This is a genomic window from Comamonas sp., from assembly GCF_036666375.1.
In the GTDB taxonomy this organism is placed as follows: Bacteria; Pseudomonadota; Gammaproteobacteria; order Burkholderiales; family Burkholderiaceae_C; genus Comamonas.
Genome location: NZ_JAVWWA010000117.1, coordinates 1 through 15,444 on the forward strand (window position 1 = coordinate 1; position 15,444 = coordinate 15,444).

General features: G+C 65.8%; 13 protein-coding genes. 7 read left to right on the plus strand and 6 right to left on the minus strand.

Annotated features, from left to right (window positions below; translation table 11 throughout):
* The 6 genes from RR928_RS21110 to RR928_RS21135 all read left to right on the plus strand — a co-directional run.
* On the plus strand, positions 1-1,347 hold a 1,347-nt coding region (locus tag RR928_RS21110), incomplete at its 5' end, for a peptide chain release factor 3 (RefSeq protein ID WP_332684126.1).
* Between the two features lie 5 nt (positions 1,348-1,352).
* On the plus strand, positions 1,353-2,165 hold the full coding sequence (locus tag RR928_RS21115; RefSeq protein ID WP_442881932.1) for an HAD-IIB family hydrolase: 813 nt from the start codon (positions 1,353-1,355) through the stop codon (positions 2,163-2,165).
* A gap of 177 nt (positions 2,166-2,342) precedes the next feature.
* Positions 2,343-3,329: a TRAP transporter substrate-binding protein gene (locus tag RR928_RS21120; protein ID WP_332533846.1), complete on the plus strand. Its 987-nt coding sequence runs from the start codon at positions 2,343-2,345 to the stop codon at positions 3,327-3,329.
* Positions 3,330-3,449: 120 nt separating this feature from the next.
* Positions 3,450-3,965: a TRAP transporter small permease gene (locus RR928_RS21125; RefSeq protein ID WP_332533845.1), complete on the plus strand. Its 516-nt coding sequence runs from the start codon at positions 3,450-3,452 to the stop codon at positions 3,963-3,965.
* Positions 3,966-3,979: 14 nt separating this feature from the next.
* Positions 3,980-5,266 (plus strand): TRAP transporter large permease, encoded by a 1,287-nt coding sequence (locus tag RR928_RS21130; protein WP_332533844.1) that lies wholly within the window; start codon positions 3,980-3,982, stop codon positions 5,264-5,266.
* 236 nt (positions 5,267-5,502) lie between these two features.
* Entirely contained in the window at positions 5,503-7,443 is a 1,941-nt protein-coding gene (locus RR928_RS21135) for a DUF3857 domain-containing transglutaminase family protein (protein ID WP_332684131.1), read from the plus strand.
* A gap of 197 nt (positions 7,444-7,640) precedes the next feature.
* Here RR928_RS21135 and RR928_RS21140 read toward each other — a convergent pair whose 3' ends face one another.
* From RR928_RS21140 to RR928_RS21150, 3 genes are all read right to left on the minus strand, one after another.
* The gene (locus RR928_RS21140) at positions 7,641-7,958 is read right to left on the minus strand and encodes a hypothetical protein (RefSeq protein WP_332533842.1); all 318 of its coding nucleotides are present in this window, start codon (positions 7,956-7,958) and stop codon (positions 7,641-7,643) included.
* Positions 7,959-8,076: 118 nt separating this feature from the next.
* Complete coding sequence (locus tag RR928_RS21145) at positions 8,077-9,360, minus strand: hypothetical protein (RefSeq protein ID WP_332548336.1); 1,284 nt, start codon at positions 9,358-9,360, stop codon at positions 8,077-8,079.
* A gap of 77 nt (positions 9,361-9,437) precedes the next feature.
* Positions 9,438-10,376 carry a Bug family tripartite tricarboxylate transporter substrate binding protein gene (locus RR928_RS21150; protein WP_332533969.1) on the minus strand — a complete coding sequence of 313 codons (939 nt, stop codon included), beginning with the start codon at positions 10,374-10,376 and terminating at the stop codon, positions 9,438-9,440.
* 185 nt (positions 10,377-10,561) lie between these two features.
* Here RR928_RS21150 and RR928_RS21155 point away from each other — a divergent pair, with 185 nt between their 5' ends.
* The gene (locus RR928_RS21155; protein ID WP_332533840.1) at positions 10,562-11,467 is read left to right on the plus strand and encodes a LysR substrate-binding domain-containing protein; all 906 of its coding nucleotides are present in this window, start codon (positions 10,562-10,564) and stop codon (positions 11,465-11,467) included.
* 10 nt (positions 11,468-11,477) lie between these two features.
* On the opposite strand, the gene RR928_RS21160 is transcribed toward RR928_RS21155, so the two are convergent.
* The 3 genes from RR928_RS21160 to RR928_RS21170 all read right to left on the minus strand — a co-directional run bounded on the left by RR928_RS21160 (position 11,478) and on the right by RR928_RS21170 (position 15,416).
* Positions 11,478-13,241 (minus strand): alpha/beta hydrolase, encoded by a 1,764-nt coding sequence (locus RR928_RS21160; protein ID WP_332533839.1) that lies wholly within the window; start codon positions 13,239-13,241, stop codon positions 11,478-11,480.
* A gap of 12 nt (positions 13,242-13,253) precedes the next feature.
* A complete protein-coding gene (locus tag RR928_RS21165) occupies positions 13,254-14,966 on the minus strand; it encodes an alpha/beta hydrolase (RefSeq protein WP_332684134.1) in 1,713 nt (570 codons plus the stop codon).
* Between the two features lie 123 nt (positions 14,967-15,089).
* The gene (locus tag RR928_RS21170) at positions 15,090-15,416 is read right to left on the minus strand and encodes a hypothetical protein (protein ID WP_332533837.1); all 327 of its coding nucleotides are present in this window, start codon (positions 15,414-15,416) and stop codon (positions 15,090-15,092) included.
* Between the last annotated feature and the right edge of the window lie 28 nt (positions 15,417-15,444).

Sequence of the window (15,444 nt, forward strand, 5' to 3'; positions counted from 1 at the left end):
GAAGACACCTACCGCGTGCTGACGGCCGTCGATTCGGCGCTGATGGTGATCGACGCGGCCAACGGCGTCGAAGCCCAGACCCGCCGGCTGATCGAAGTCTGCCGCCAGCGCGACACGCCCATCATCACCTTCGTCAACAAGATGGACCGCGAAGTGCGCGATCCGCTGGACATCATGGACGAGGTCGAGCGCGAGCTGGGCATGCCCTGCTGCCCCATGACCTGGCCCGTGGGCCAGGGCAAGGCCTTCGGCGGCATCATCAATCTGCGCACCCGCACCATGACGGTGTTCGAGTCGGGCAGCGAGCGCCGCCCGCAGGACTTCGAGACGATTCCTCTGACCGACGTCGACAATCTGCGCGCGCGCTTTGGCGACACGTTCGACACCGCGATGGAAAGCATGGAGCTGGCCGTGGGCGCTTCGCCCGCCTGGGACCATGAGGCGTTTCTCGCCGGCAAGCTCACGCCCGTGTTCTTTGGCTCGGGCGTGAACAACTTCGGTGTGATGGAAGTGCTCGACGCCCTGGTCGACATGTCGCCTTCGCCGGGCCCGCGCGTGAGCACGCTGGTCGTCAACAAGCAGCCCGTGGTCAAGACCATAGAGCCCGAAGACACCGGTTTCTCGGGCGTGGTGTTCAAGGTCCAGGCCAACATGGATGCCAACCACCGCGACCGCATCGCGTTCGTGCGCGTGGCATCGGGCCGCTACACCCCCGGCATGAAGCTGCGCGTGCAGCGCACCGGCAAGGACATGCGTCCGACTTCGGTCGTGACCTTCATGAGCCAGCGCCGCGAAGCCGTCGAGGAAGCCTACGCCGGCGACATCATCGGCTTCACCATCCACGGCGGCGTGCAGCTGGGCGACACCATCACCGACGGCGCGGCGCTGCAGTTCACCGGCCTGCCGTTCTTCGCGCCCGAAATGTTCATGACCGTGGTGCTCAAGAACCCGCTGCGCACCAAGCAGCTGCAGCAGGGCCTGGCCCAGCTCGGCGAGGAAGGCGCGATCCAGGTGTTCAAGCCCGATGCGGGCGGCAACATGCTGCTGGGCGCGATCGGCCAGCTGCAGTTCGAAGTCGTGCAGCACCGCCTCAAGGCCGAGTACGACGCCGACATCCGCCTCGAAGGCTGCCAGTACACGGGCGCGCGCTGGATCACGGCCGACACCCCGGCCGAGCTGCGCGAGTTCGAGAACGCCTATGTGCTGCGCATGGCGCACGACGCGGCCGGCACGCTGGCGTATCTGTGCACGTCGCCCTACGACGTGCGCCTGGCGCAGGAGCGCTTTCCCAAGATCCACTTCCACCCGCTGCGCGAGCACGCGGGTCTGTCGCTGAGCAACAGCTGATCGATATGCCCTCCATGGAAACTCTGCTGCCCCTGGGACAATGGCCGCGCCCTGCGCCTGGCCAGTTGCTCGGTGTGCTCACCGATATCGACGACACCCTGACCACCGACGGCGAAGTGCCCGCACATGTGGTGGACTCCATAGGCGCGCTGCGCGACGCCGGCCTCAAGGTCGTGCCGATCACGGGCCGCCCCGTGGGCTGGAGCGTACCTTTCGCCCAGTCCTGGCCGGTCGACGCCATCGTCGCCGAGAACGGCGCCGTGGCGCTGCGCCGCAATGCGGCCGGCGGCCTCGACAAGCTCTACCAGCAGGACGCGGCCACGCGCAGCGCCAACTTCGCGCGCATGCAGCAAGTGCTGGCGCAGATCGAGGCCACGGTGCCCGGCGCGCGCCGCGCGACCGACTCGGCGGGACGCGAATGCGACATTGCCGTGGACCACAGCGAATTCACCCAGCTGCCCCAGGCGCAGATCGACGAATGCGTGGCCATCATGCGCGCGGCAGGAATGAACGCCACCGTGAGCTCCATCCACATCAACGGCTGGTTCGGCGCGCACAACAAGTGGGACGGCGCGCAGTGGATAGTGCGCACGCTGTTCGACCGCGACCTGGCCGCGGAGCTCGATCGCTGGGTCTACATCGGCGACTCCACCAATGACCAGCTGATGTTCGAGCGCTTCGGCCACAGCTTCGGCGTGGCCAACATCGCGCGCTTCGTGCCCCAGCTCGCGCATCTGCCGCGCTATGTCACGCCCAGCGAGCGTGGCGAGGGTTTCGTCGAGGTGCCGCGCCCCATCCTGGGCACCGCGCACGCCTGATCCGGCGCGGCCGGCGAATTCGGCGATGCCACCCACCGCGTTTTGCGCGCGTCGATATGAACGAATGTCGGCTATGTCAGACAACGCCCGGCCAATGGCCTCTTGCTGCGCGGCAACAGCACCTAAAATGCGCCAGCGTTCCCGTTCCTATTCCATCACCTACAAGAGACATCTGTCATGCGCATGATTCGCCGTTCCTTCGTTGTCACCTGTGTCGCGGCTGCTGCAGCCACTGCTGGCGTGCCGGCCCTTGCCCAATCCAAGGAAGTCAAGATCGGGTATGCGCTGGCGATCAACTCGCACTACGGCGCCGCCGCCCAGGCCTGGGCTGACTCGGTCGAGAAGAACACCAGCAACGCCTTCAAGTTCAAGCAGTTCCCCGCCTCCGCACTGGGCGGCGAGCGCGAGCTGATCGAAGGCCTGCAGCTGGGCACCGTCGAAGCGGTGATCGTTTCCACCGGCGCGCTGAGCAACTTCGTGCCCGACGTGGGCGTGGTCGACATTCCTTTCCTGTTCCGTGACACCACGCATGCGCGCGCCGTGCTCGACGGCGCTTTCGGCCAGGAACTGCTGGGCAAGTTCCAGAAGCGCGGCCTGATCGCGCTGGCCTGGGGCGAGCAAGGCTTTCGCCACCTGACCAACAACAAGCACGCGGTGCAGAGCGTTGCCGACCTCAAGGGCCTGAAGATCCGCGTGACCGAGAACCCGGTGCACATCACGGCCTTCCGCACGCTGGGCGCTTCGCCCACGCCCATGTCCTGGCCCGAAGTGATTGGCGCGCTGCAGCAGGGCACGATCGACGGCCAGGAAAACCCGATCTCGGTGCTGTCGTCGGCCAAGCTGTGGCAAGTGCAAAAGCACCTGACGCTGACCGCCCATGTCTACGCGCCTGTCGCGCTGATCGTCTCGCCCGGCTTCTGGGCCAGCCTGAACGACACGCAGAAGGCCGCGTTCACGCAAGGCGCCAAGAGCGGCGCCCTGGCCTCGCGCGCGTTTGTCGACGCGGTCGAGAAGAAGGGCGTGGAAGAAGCCAAGTCGCACGGCATGCAGGTCGTGGAAAAGATCGACCAGGCCGCTTTCCGCAAGGCGCTCGAGCCCGCATACAAGCAATACGCCACGAAGTTCGGCCAGAAGACGCTGGACTCGATTTCCAACACGAAGTGATCCCCGCGCATTCCGGGCCGCCGCGGCCCGGAATGCGCACCGCACGCGCCGGGCCGGTCCCGGCGCGCGCCGTGACTCCTTTTCAGAAAGCGGCTGCGCTGGCAAGCAGCCGAAATGCATATGCTTGAACGAATCGAACGCGCCCTGGTCGCCTGCAACCGCTGGCTGCTCATCGTGCTGCTGCTGGCCATGGCCTGCATCGTCTTTGCCAATGTGGTGCTGCGCTACACCACGGGCGACTCCATCGTCTGGGCCGAGGAAGTCGCGCGCCACATGATGATCTGGGTCACGTTCCTGGGCGCGGGCCTGGTGCTGCGCTTTGGCGGCCATGTCGCGATCGACAACCTGCACCGCGCAGTGAGCACGCGCTCGGCGCGCATCCTGCGCACCATCGTGGTCGTGGGCATTGCGGGCTTTTGCGTCTTCATGACCTACTTCTCGGTGCTCTATGCCTGGGCCACGCGCTTCCAGACCACGGCCGCGACCGACATCCCGATTTCCTATATCTATCTGGCGATGCCCGTGGGCTTCGCGCTGATGCTGGTGCACCTGCTTTTCGTTGCGCGCAACTACATCACGGCCGGCGACTACGCCGAGTCCGAAGAGATGAATGCGGACGCCGCAGCGTCCATCTAAGAGGTTCAAGCATCATGGGTATCACCCTTTTCATTGCCATCATCGTCCTGCTCGTGCTGGGCTTTCCGGTGGCCTTCGCGCTGGCGATCTCGGCGGCGCTGGCCGTGCTGGTCGGCGGCCGCTACCCCCAGCTGGTGGTGTTCAAGGAAATGTTCACCGGCATCGACAGCTTTCCGCTGATGGCCGTGCCGTTCTTCATCCTGTCGGCCGAACTGATGTCGGGCGGTGCGCTGACCCATGTGCTGCTGCGCTTTGCCGCGCAGTTCGTCGGCCACCTGCGCGGCGGCCTGGGCTATGCCAACGTGCTGTCGCTGACGCTGTTCTCGGGCATCTCCGGCTCGGCCCTGGCCGACGCCGCGGGCCCGGGCTCGATGATGGTCAAGATGATGGACAAGGCCGGCTACGCCCGCCCCTATGCCGCGGCGCTCACCGCCAGCACCGCCATCGTCGGCCCCATCATTCCGCCTTCGGTCAGCATGATCATCTATGCGATGCAGGATGAGAACGTCTCGGTCGGCGGGCTGTTCATGGCGGGCTTCATTCCCGGCATCCTGATCGCGCTGGCCATGGCCGGCGTCAACTGGTGGGTCTGCAAGAAGCGCAACTACCACTCGTCCGAGCCGCGTCCGACAGCGCGCGAAATGTGGGTCACGAGCTTCAAGGCGATTCCGGCGCTGATGCTGATCGTGCTGATCGTCGTCGGCATCCGTTTCGGCATCTTCACGCCCACCGAAGCTTCGGTGGTCGCGGTGTTCTACGCGCTGGTCTGCGGCAAGTGGATCTACCGCACGCTTGAATGGAAGGCGATTCCCGGCATCACCGCGCGTTCCGCCATGCTCACCGCCTCGGTGCTGCTGGTGATGGCGACTTCGGCGGCCTTTGCCTGGGTGCTGACGGTGGAAGGTATTCCGCAGTATCTGTCCGAGCTGATCGTCAGCTGGCAGCTGTCGCCGACCCTGTTCCTGGTCGCGGTCAACATCCTGCTGCTGGTGTTCGGCATCTTCATGGAGCCGCTGCCCGGCGTGATGATCCTGGTGCCCATCCTGGCGCCGATCGCGTTCAGCCTGGGCATCGATCCCACGCACTTCGCCATGGTGGTGATCGTCAACCTGACGCTGGGAATGATCACCCCGCCGGTCGGCGGCCTGCTGTTCGTGACGGCGGTCGCGACGCGCGTGACCATCACCGACCTGACGCGCGAAATGCCGCTGTTCCTGCTGGCCCATCTGGTGGTGCTGATACTGCTGACCTTCATTCCCGAGCTGTCGACCTGGCTGCCGCATTCGCTGGGTTTCCAGTAAACCGCGCCCTGCTCTGCTACCAAGGCCCCGCATGTCGGGGCCTTTTTTCATGGTGCGGCCGGTGGCGGGCGGGCGGGAACACAGCCGCCCCGAAAAACAAGCATGGCTATCAATTAATAATTACAATAGTATTTATCAATCATGCATTGCAGATACTGGCAGACCGCCAGCGCCGCACGGAAGGCAATTCAGCACCATGCATCTTGATGAAAAAAACAACTCTTCAAGAGCCCGCCATGAAATTCATCATTACGTCCCTTGCGCTGCTGACCTGCCTTGTCTCGGCGCATCCCGCCAAGGCGGATGCCGCGGCTTCAGGCCCGCCGGCCGCACAGGCCGCGGCAATCAGCAATGACTTCAGCTATGTGCGCTACCGCGCCGACCATGAAGTGCATGCGGATGCCAGCAGCGCATCGACCGAAAGCGTCGAGATCCTGCTGAAGACCAAGGCGGCCGTCGACCAGTTCAGCCAGATTTACCAGAGCTACAGCGAAAAGATGGAGACGCTGGAAGTGCTCTCGGCCTATACCCTGACCGCCGACGGCCAGCGCCATGACGTGGCGCCGGAACGCATCTACACCCAGGAAAGCCATTCCAGTGCCGCGGCGCCTATCTATGCCGACCGCAAGGTGCGCGTCATCGTGTTTCCCCACCTGGCTCCCGGCAATCGTCTGGCCTACCAGATCCGACGCACGCGCAAGATCCCCTCTTTCCCCGGCTACTTCAGCCTGTGGAACACCTTCAGCGTATTCCACCAGTATGAAAATGCCGAAGTCACCCTGACGGCGCCGGCCGACATGCCCATGCATGTGTTCAGTCGCGATGTGCAAGGCAGCAATACCGCGACCCTGAGCGACGGCCGCGCCCACTGGCGCTGGCAGTATCAGCGCGCGCAGCCGCTGGCGGTGCAGAACCGCGTGGCGCCGGTGTGGACCTTCAGCCCGACCATCATGGCCAGCACCTATGGCGACTGGGCACAGCTTGCCAGGGCCTATCAGGTCAAGGCCAAGCCGGCGGCCGAAGTCACGCCGGCCATCCGCGATCTGGCGGAGAAGATCACACAGGGCATGACGCAGCGCCGTGCCCAGGCCGCGGCCTTGCACCATTGGGTTGCACAGAACATTCGCTATGTCGCGGTATATCTGGGCAATGGCGGCCTGGAGCCCAACAGCGCGCAAAGCGTTCTGGACCACCGCTATGGAGATTGCAAGGACCATGTCGTCCTGCTGGAAGCGCTGCTGGCAGCCAAGGGAATCGCCAGTTCGCCGGTGCTGATAGGCGCGGGAGGCGGTCCGGTTCTGCCCGGCATTCCCATGGTCGAGCGTTTCAACCATGCGCTGACCTACCTCCCCGAGTTTGATCTGTATGTGGACTCGACCACTCCCTGGGCGCGTTTTGGCCAGTTGCCCGCCGAGGACCTGGGTGCCCCGGTGCTGCACACCCAGGAGGCCAGGCTGGCCTACACGCCGCACAGGGATCTTGTGCGCAACCGCAACGGCGTCACGGTGGACCTGGTTTTCGACGCAGCGGGCAACCTGCACGGCCAGACGCGGCTGGAATTGAGCGAAGCCGACGAAATCCACCATCGTGCCCAGTTCTCCCAGCTGAATGCACAGAACCGCACCGCTGTGGAGGAGTCCTTGATGGCCGACTGCGGCATGGATGGCCGTGGACGCATCGAGATGAAGGGCGACCCCTTAGACCTGAGTCGCCCGTTCAACTCCTCCACCTATGTCTTTCAGGCGAGCGACTTCCTGGATTTCAGCATGGTGGGCGGCATCGTCGTACCGACGCCGCCGGGCAGCTGGTCGATTCGCAGCCTGGCATCGAGCACCGCCGCCCCGGCGAACGCCACGCCGTTTGCGTGCGACGCGGGACTGCGGGATGAAACCTATCACCTGGAGTTTCCCGCCCACATCCCCATCATCGCCATTCCCGCCAACCGGCAGTTCCGCAATTCGGCCGGAGAGTACCGGGCGGAATGGACACGCCAGGGCCAGCGCGTGAGCGTTCGCCACCGGCTGCAATTGAATGCGATACGCGGCAACTGCACGCTGTGCGAGCCGCAGGACTACCCCGAGCTGCGTGCGCTGTTCCAGCAGGTGCACCGCGGTTTTCGTGGCCAGATCGTCCATGGCAAGCAGCCGGGCGACGCCCTCCAACCGTCCGAGCTGTGAGCGAACCCTGACGCCGCCGGCCCGGCAATGGCCGGCACATCGATCGGGCGCAGATGCTGGTGCCCATCGTTGCCGGCATGCGCTTGGGGCATTGCGGCTTGTCGACCTGGCCGGCGCGCTTGCCGGGCAGCGACGCGCAAAAAAAAGGTCCCGCATTTTGTGCGGGACCTTTTCTGTTCATGCCTGCGGATGCTCGATCAGCTTTCCCAGCCGGAATGCTTTTCGCACAACGCCTTGGTGCTCTTGCCTTTGGGCGTTTCGGCGAAACGCGCCAGGCTGCCCTTGAAGTCTTCGGGCGTCTCGTTCCAGACGCAGGTGCAGTAGGCCTGGGCCATGGTCTGGCCCTTGATCAGGCTCTTGTCATTTCCGCCGGTGTAGTTCTCATTGGATGCCTTGATGCAGGCCGCGTATTGGCTGTCTCCGGCCGGCGGCTTGTTGTAGTCCGTGGCAGCCATTGCGGCCCCCGTCGACGCCAGCACTGCGGCGGACACAAAGGCAAAGAACAGTTTTTTCATTTTGGGGAGGTGTGTTTGCAAAAAGATTTTTGCCTGCCGAAGCTACCACCACCGATAAATAAAGTAATGAAATTTACAAAATGTAACCTATAGGCCTTTGGCGCAAGCCACGGGCAGCTCAGCCGCCGACAATGGCCGCGACGTCGAGCACATACATCTGGCGCTGGTGCTCGTGCACCGAGTCGATGCAGACCTCGCGGCCGTCGCGGCTCCAGCGCGGGTGCAGGTCGCAGCGGTTTTCCTTGCTCAGGTCTGGCGTCGCGTAGAAGCTGCCCAGGTTGCGGCGCTCGCCGGTCTGCATGTCGAACAGGAACAGGAAGCGCTCATGCGTCTTGTCGTCGGGGTAGGTGTCGCTGAGCATCCAGCGCGTGCTCACGGGCGAGAACGTCATGTGGCCGTTCTCGACCAGCACGCCGCGACCGACCACCTGCACTTCCCCGCCTTCCACGTCATGGTAGAGGTGGTAGTGGATCTCGCCTGCGTGCGGCCCCCAGACGATGATGTGGCTGTCGTCCTGCCACAGCGGGTGGGAGATCTGGTATTCGGACTTCTCGTAGTCGAACGTGCCCACGGCGCTGGGGTCGAAGTCGGCGGCCAGCTGCGGCAGCGGGTGGTCCGAGCATTCGAGCAGGCGCATGTCCGAACCGTCGGGATTCATGGTGATCAGGCGGTGCAGGAAGCAGGTTTCGTCCTTGACGCGCTCGGTCCAGCGGTGCAGGAACAGCATGCGCGACGATGAGGGATTGACTTCGATGTGGCTGACCCAGTGGATGGCCTTGTCCATCGACGCCTTTGGATGGAAGGCCTTGAGGTCGGCATAGCTGACCAGCAGCACGGCTTCGCCCGTGGCCATGTCCATGCGCCAGATGCCATCGTCCGCGGGTGCCAGCGGCAGCGCGAACGGGCCGCCGGCTTCGCTGTAGCCAATGGTCTCGTGCGTCACATACAGGCGCCGGTAGTTGACCGACAGCGCCCACTGGCTGCTGGGCGCGACCACATAGACCGGCATGGGCAGCACGCGGCGCGCCAGGGTGTCGACATCGACCACCACCGCGCCAAAGCCGGGGTAGCGTGCCGTCATGTCGCCCGTGCGGTCGTTGTAGACCAGCTGCCGGCCGGCAGCGCCGGCCAGCCACTGCAGCTGGCTGCCCATCTGCCAGTTCCAGGCACCGGTCTCGCCCACGGCGTGGAAGCGGTCGCCGTCCAGCGTGTCGAAATAGCCTATGGTGGCCTTGGCGTCGGGCGTCAGATACTGGTCCATCGCGGGCGTGCGCTGGGCAGCGATCAGGCGGTTGCTGCGGTCCCAGTTGGACTTGTTGTAGTAGCCGAAGAAATGGTGCTGGCTGCCATCGCCCACGCGGCGGCAGGGCACATAGGGGGCGGCGTTGTAAGAGTCGGTCATACGGAAAGTGGGAGGCTCAAATGAAGCTGCCCGGTGGTCCGGGCAGAGGAATAACGGGGCTGCGCCCGGGTCCGGCCTCAGTCGGCCGAGACCTTGCCCTCGAGGATCACGCGGTCCCAGCGAACCTTTTCCTGGGCGACAAAGCGCTGGGCTTCGGGCAGGCTGTTGGCCACGGCCGTCATGCCCTGGTCTTCGAGGCCCTTGCGGAACTCGGGCGTGTTGATCACCTTGCGCACATCGGCGCTGATCTTCTCGACAATCGCCTGCGGCACCTTGGCCGACACCGCGACCGTGGTCCAGGACGTGGCTTCAAAGCCCTGGATGCCGGCTTCGGTCGCCGTCGGCACATCGGGCAGCGCGGCCAGGCGCTGCTTGCCGGTCACGGCCAGCGCCTTCATCTTGCCGCCGCGGATGTGGCCCAGCACCGTGGGCGGGTTCTCGAACATCAGCTGTATCTGGTTGCCCAGCAGGTCGTTGAGCGCGGCCGAGCTGCCGCGGTAGGGCACGTGCACGATGGGCGCACCCGACTGCAGCTTGTACAGCTCGCCCATCATGTGCACCGACGAGCCCACGCCGGCCGAGCCGAAGTTGACCGTGCCCGGCTCCTTCTTGGCCAGCGCCGTGAGCTGCTGCAGGTCCTTGACCGGCAGGCCCGGCGAAGCCACCACCACGTGGGGCATTTCCGCCAGCACCGTGACCACGCGCAGGTCGGTGGCCGGGTTGTACGACAGCTTCTTGTAGATGCCGTAGGCCGCGTGCAGGCCTATGGAGCCGACCATCAGCGTGTAGCCGTCGGCGGGCTGGTCGACCACATAGCGGCCGCCCAGGTGACCGCCCGCGCCGGGCTTGTTCTCGACCACCACCGTCTGGCCCCAGAGGCGGCTGAGCTTGTCGGCCAGCATGCGCGCCTGCACATCCGAGCTGCCACCGGCCGTGAACGGGACGATGATGCGCACCTGGCGCGACGGGTTGGGAAAGACGGCGTCGCTGGACCAGGCGCTGGCCGAGCAGGCCATGAGGGTGGCGGCCAGGGCGGTCAGTCCGAAATGGCGGCGGGCGATTTTATTCATGGGATGCCTCTTGGGAAATACGGCCGCTGTGCGCGACCTTGTCTGGTGTGAGGCCAGTGTAGGCAGCCCAGACCAGACGACAAAATGCATTTTTCCGTGCCATCTATACAGGATTGGTATACCCTCGCGCCATGCCCCGCCCTCTGAGTTTTCGCGAAATCGAAGCCTTCCGCGCCGTGATGCAGGCCGGAACGACCACCGCCGCCGCGCAGCTGCTGCACACCACCCAGCCATCCGTCAGCCGCCTGCTGGCGCAGATGCAGGCGGGCGCCGGCCTCAAGCTGTTCGACATGCACAAGGGCCGGCTGCGGCCCACGCCCGAAGCGCTGGAGCTGTTTGCCACGGTGCAGCAGCACTTCGTCGGCCTGGAGCGCATAGAGCGCGACCTGCAGGGCCTGCGGCTGTCGGGCGCGGGCACGCTGCGCATAGGCTGTACGCCGGCATTGGGCCTGTCGGTGCTGCCCGCGGTAGTGCATGCGTTCGCGCAGCAGCACCCGAGCACGCCCATCAGCCTGCAGACGCTGGGCACGCCGCATCTGCGCGAAGGCCTGCAGCTGGGCCAGTTCGATCTCGTGGTCAGCACCATGGCCATAGAGGCACCCGATCTCAGCGCCAGCGTGCTGCACCGCAGCCAGGCAGTCTGCGTGATGCATCCGGGCCACACGCTGGCGCAGCGCGAGGAACTGCATGTGAGCGACCTGGCCGACCAGCTGCTGCTCACGCTCAACGCCGATGACAACATCTTCCTGCAGCTGCAGCAGACCATGCAGCGCCATGGCGTGCAGGCGCGCTCGACCATAGAGACCACTTACTCCTCGACCATCTGCTGCCTCGCGGCCGAAGGCACGGGCATAGGCGTGGTCAACCCCTATGTGGCGAGCAAGTTTGCCGCGGAGCTGGCGATTCGGCCGCTGCTGCCGCAGTGCGCGGTCGAGATCGCGCTGGCCCTGCCGTTGCACCGCGCACCTTCGGCGCGCGCCGATGTCTTCGTGCAGCTGCTGCAGCAGCATCTGCAGACCGGCAAGGGTCCGGGCTAGCCGACGCGCATCAAAGGCCTCGGGGCGCGGGCACGCCGATCTGGCGACGAATGCGCGCCATGAAGTCCTGGTCCCGAGTGCTTTCCTGGGCGGCCTGGGCCACGAGGCGCGCCGCACTCGCCGGCACATCGCCGGCCAGCAGCTTGCCCGTGCAGTGGCTCAGGCGCGCCGGCACCGCGCCGCGCAGGAAATAATGCGCCACTTTCTCGTCGACGCATGGATCGCCGTAGGGAAACACGCCATGCGCGTATTCGTCTTCCACCACGATCAGGCGTGCGTTCGGCAAGCTGTCGAGGTTTGCCTGCGCGCCTTCCACGGGGGTCAGCGCGTCGTAGCGGCTTTGCAGCAGCAGCAAGGGCAAGGCCGTGGCCGCCGCCGACAATGGCGGCCTGACTGCGCGCGGCGCGCCCCAGTAAAGGCAGGGGTTCTCGGTGGCCGCGCCGCCGAAGAACGGATAGCGCGCCGCGTAGTCGTTGCCCACATCAATCCAGTACTGCTCGCTGGCACGCGTCGCCAGGTCATTGCAGCGCACGCTGACATTCACCGCCGCCGGCGGCGCCAGCAGTATGCTGGCGCGCGCCGGCGCGGCCAACAACCGGTCCGCCAGGCGATGCGCAAAAAAGGCTGCGGCCTGGTTTTCCTCCACGGCGGGAATGAAGGCATGGGCGTCGATCGCGGCATGCAGCTGGTCGGCATCGGCCATGGGAAGCTGCTCGCGCAAGGCGTTCAAATGGATGCCCGCATTCAGCAGCAGACCGTTGCGGTCGATCAGCGCGGAATCATTGAAATTGAGCGCGGAAAACAGCTGCGACTTGATGGCCGGAGCCAGCGCCAGCAGCGTCGCGCGCAATGCGATGGCGCTGCTGCCCAGGTTGAACAATTCCGGATGGCGGGCAACATAGGGCAGCAGGATTTCGTCCATCGTGCGCTGGTGCCCCATTTCCCGCTGCAAGGTGGCGGCGTCGAAGTCCGCGCCTACATCCATGCTGCTGTCGAGCAGCATATGCCCCACGCGGTCGGGAAACAGGCTCGCGTACCAGGTGCCCAGCCAGGAGCCATAGGAGTAGCCGATGTAATTGAGCTGGCGGTCTCCCAGCAGCGCGCGCAGCAGATCCATGTCGCGTGCCGTGGCCTCGGTATGGATATGCGGGCTCAAGGGATTGGTGCGGCAGGCGTCGGCCTCCAGGCGCGCGTTGCGCAATGCATTGCCTACATTCTGCGGACTGCGGTCGAAGCTCAGGTTGAACTGGATTTCATTCAATTCCGCCGATTCGCACGTCAGAGGGCTGCTCGCTCCCACGCCACGCGGTGCAAAGCCGACGAGGTCGTAGCGGTTGGCAAGCTGCATCAGCAGCTGGCCCGTCGCGCTGTCGGGCTTGGCATAGCGCCACGCCGCGGCTTGCACCGCCGCGAAGCCCGTGCCGTCGCCGCCCGGACCGCCGGGGTTGAAAAAGATCGCTCCCACACGTTTCCACGGCTGCTCGGCCGCCACCCGGAGCACGGCCACCTGCAGCTCGCCGCGGTCAGGATGGCTGTAATCGAGCGGCGCGCGCATCAGCGTGCATTGCGCGCGTGCGCCCAGCTGCGTCAGCGCATGGGCCGCTTCTTCGCCCAGTTGGTCGGGATCGCAGGCCTGCCAATCGAGCCGCTGCTGTGCAAACGCGGTCCAGGGGTCCTCGGGCGAGGAGCCGCCGCAGGCGACCAGCAGTGCGGCGAGCAGCCCGGCACCGGCCAGGCGCAAGGAATGCCAAAGCGATGGAAGGTGCACTGTCATGGTGGTCTGCGGTTATGCACCGGCTTTGCCCGCAAGCGCCTTGCCCGCACAGCTGCTGTTGCGCGGCGGCAGCGTGCCCTGCAGGAAGTAGTTCGCAACCTGGGTGTCGACGCACTCCGTGCCATAGGGAAACAGGCCGTGCTGGTACTCGTTCTCGACCAGGATCATGCGTGCGCCCGGCAATGCGGCCAGCGTCGCCTGCGCGCTCTCGACGGGCGTTGCGCCGTCGTAACGGCTTTGCAGCATCAGTATCGGCAAGCCTGCGATCGTCGACAGCGGCGGGATGGTGCGCGACGATACGGGCCAGTACACACAGGGCTTGGACGCCGTGTCGCCGCCCACCATGGGATAGCGCGCCACCTGGTCGTTGCTGACGCCCAGCCAGTACGCCGCATCGCCCGCGGTTCCGGTGTCGTTGCAGCGCACGGCCATGTTCACCGTGAACTCGGGCAGCAGCCGCAGCGCGCCCTGCGCGTCGGTTTCTATCCAGTCCGCCTTCACGGCCTGGTTCTCGTCGCCCGCCAGGGCCTCGATCAGCTCGCGCGCCAGCCGCGCCACGGCGACATTGACCCGCGGCACGGGCGCGAAGAGGTGGCTGTCGACCAGGGCCAGCAGAGCGTCATTGTCGGCGTCCGGGTGGGAACGCATCAACGCGTCCAGACCCAGCGCCGCGCTCATGCGCAGCACCGCGCGCTCGAGCAGCGAGGAGTCCATGAAGTCCATGTCGTCGAACAAGGCCTCCTTGAGCGAAGACGGCAGCGCCAGCAGCGCGGCGCGCAGTTCGGACGCACTGCCCAGTGCCAGCGTGTCCCGGTGACGCTCGGCGAAGGGCAGCATGATCTCGTCCAGGATCCGCTGATTGGCCATGTCCTGCAGCATGAATTGATCGTCGAGGCGCTGCGTCACATCCAGGCTGCTGTCGAGCAGCATGCGGCCCACGCGCTGCGGGAACAGCCGCGCGTACCAGCTGCCCAGCCAGGTACCGTAGGAGTAGCCGATGTAGTTCAGCTGGGCATCGCCCAGCACGGCGCGCAACAGGTCCATGTCGCGCGCCGTGGCTTCGGTGTGGATATGCGCGCTCAGCGGATTGTCGAGGCAGGCGCGGGCCATGCGCTGCGCATTGCGCTGCGCGCGCTGCAGGTTTTCAGCGCTGCGATCAAAGGTCAGGCTGTCCTGGTCCTCAAAGGTTCCGGGCACATCGCAGATCAGCGGATGATTCGCGCCCGTGCCGCGCGGCGAGAAGCCGATCACATCGAAACGCTGGCTCATTTCACGCAACTGCGTGCCGCTGACGTCGTCGGGGCTGGCCAGCGCCCACTGCATGCCATGGACCAGCGCCGAAGCCAGGCCGTCCTCTCCCGGGCCACCGGGGTTGAACACTATCGCCCCCAGCCGGCTTTGGGGCTGGGCCGCGGCCACGCGCAGCAGCTCTATCTGCAATACGCCCTCAGCGGGATGGTCGTAATCCAGCGGCACGCGCAGCAGTGCACAGCGGGTGCGATCCGGCAACGCAGCGAGAAGCGCCTCCTGGTCCTGGCCTATGCGTTCGGGAGCACAGGCTTGCCAATCGAGCGTCTGCTGCGTGAATTCGGCCAATGGATAGGGCGGACTGTGCTGCGCATCGACCTCGGTGCCACCGCAGGCGACGAGCATGCCGCAGACCAGCGCGCCGCCCGCCAGGCCGGCCCAACGCGCGCGGGAGAAACCCGGGAGATTCCTTGCCACCGCGCCCCAAAAATCCTGACCGGCCTCGAACATGAAACGCCTTTGCACAACGACTTGGAGACCATTTAGTCACCGCACCGGGAAAAGGTTCCGTCCATGGGGCTTAGCGCTGCGCGGGTTTGGCTAAGGGATGTCCTCCAGATCGGCATCGCAGCCCACGCCGGCCGCAATCCAGCGTTTGCTCAGGCGCAGCCACAGCCGGCCGCGCCAGCGCTGCCAGCGCGCGGGCGCGGCGGCCATCGCCTTGGCATCTTCGAGCACGCCGCAGCGGTAGTGCGCGCCCTGCTCGTCCCAGCGCAGCGCGCTGCAGGCGCCCGTGCGGCGGCGCGAGACCAGCATGCCCATTGGGCAGGGCTCGGCCAGGCAGCACAGGCCGCAGCCATTGCAGGGCGCGCCCAGCGCCGGCTTGGCCGGCGCCCGGGCATGCCACAGCACGGCGTATTCGCGCATCAGGCGAGCGCCGCTGCGTCGGGCGCCG

Bases quoted from the DNA above. Each gene is read 5' to 3' on its own strand.
- RR928_RS21130 (WP_332533844.1), top strand. From the start codon at position 3,980: ATGGGTATCACCCTTTTCATTGCCATCATCGTCCTGCTCGTGCTGGGC.
- RR928_RS21120 (WP_332533846.1), top strand. From the start codon at position 2,343: ATGCGCATGATTCGCCGTTCCTTCGTTGTCACCTGTGTCGCGGCTGCT.
- RR928_RS21135 (WP_332684131.1), top strand. From the start codon at position 5,503: ATGAAATTCATCATTACGTCCCTTGCGCTGCTGACCTGCCTTGTCTCG.
- RR928_RS21155 (WP_332533840.1), top strand. From the start codon at position 10,562: ATGCCCCGCCCTCTGAGTTTTCGCGAAATCGAAGCCTTCCGCGCCGTG.
- RR928_RS21140 (WP_332533842.1), bottom strand. From the start codon at position 7,958: ATGAAAAAACTGTTCTTTGCCTTTGTGTCCGCCGCAGTGCTGGCGTCG.
- RR928_RS21115 (WP_442881932.1), top strand. From the start codon at position 1,353: ATGCCCTCCATGGAAACTCTGCTGCCCCTGGGACAATGGCCGCGCCCT.
- RR928_RS21125 (WP_332533845.1), top strand. From the start codon at position 3,450: ATGCTTGAACGAATCGAACGCGCCCTGGTCGCCTGCAACCGCTGGCTG.
- RR928_RS21145 (WP_332548336.1), bottom strand. From the start codon at position 9,360: ATGACCGACTCTTACAACGCCGCCCCCTATGTGCCCTGCCGCCGCGTG.
- RR928_RS21170 (WP_332533837.1), bottom strand. From the start codon at position 15,416: ATGCGCGAATACGCCGTGCTGTGGCATGCCCGGGCGCCGGCCAAGCCG.
- RR928_RS21150 (WP_332533969.1), bottom strand. From the start codon at position 10,376: ATGGCCTGCTCGGCCAGCGCCTGGTCCAGCGACGCCGTCTTTCCCAAC.
- RR928_RS21160 (WP_332533839.1), bottom strand. From the start codon at position 13,241: ATGACAGTGCACCTTCCATCGCTTTGGCATTCCTTGCGCCTGGCCGGT.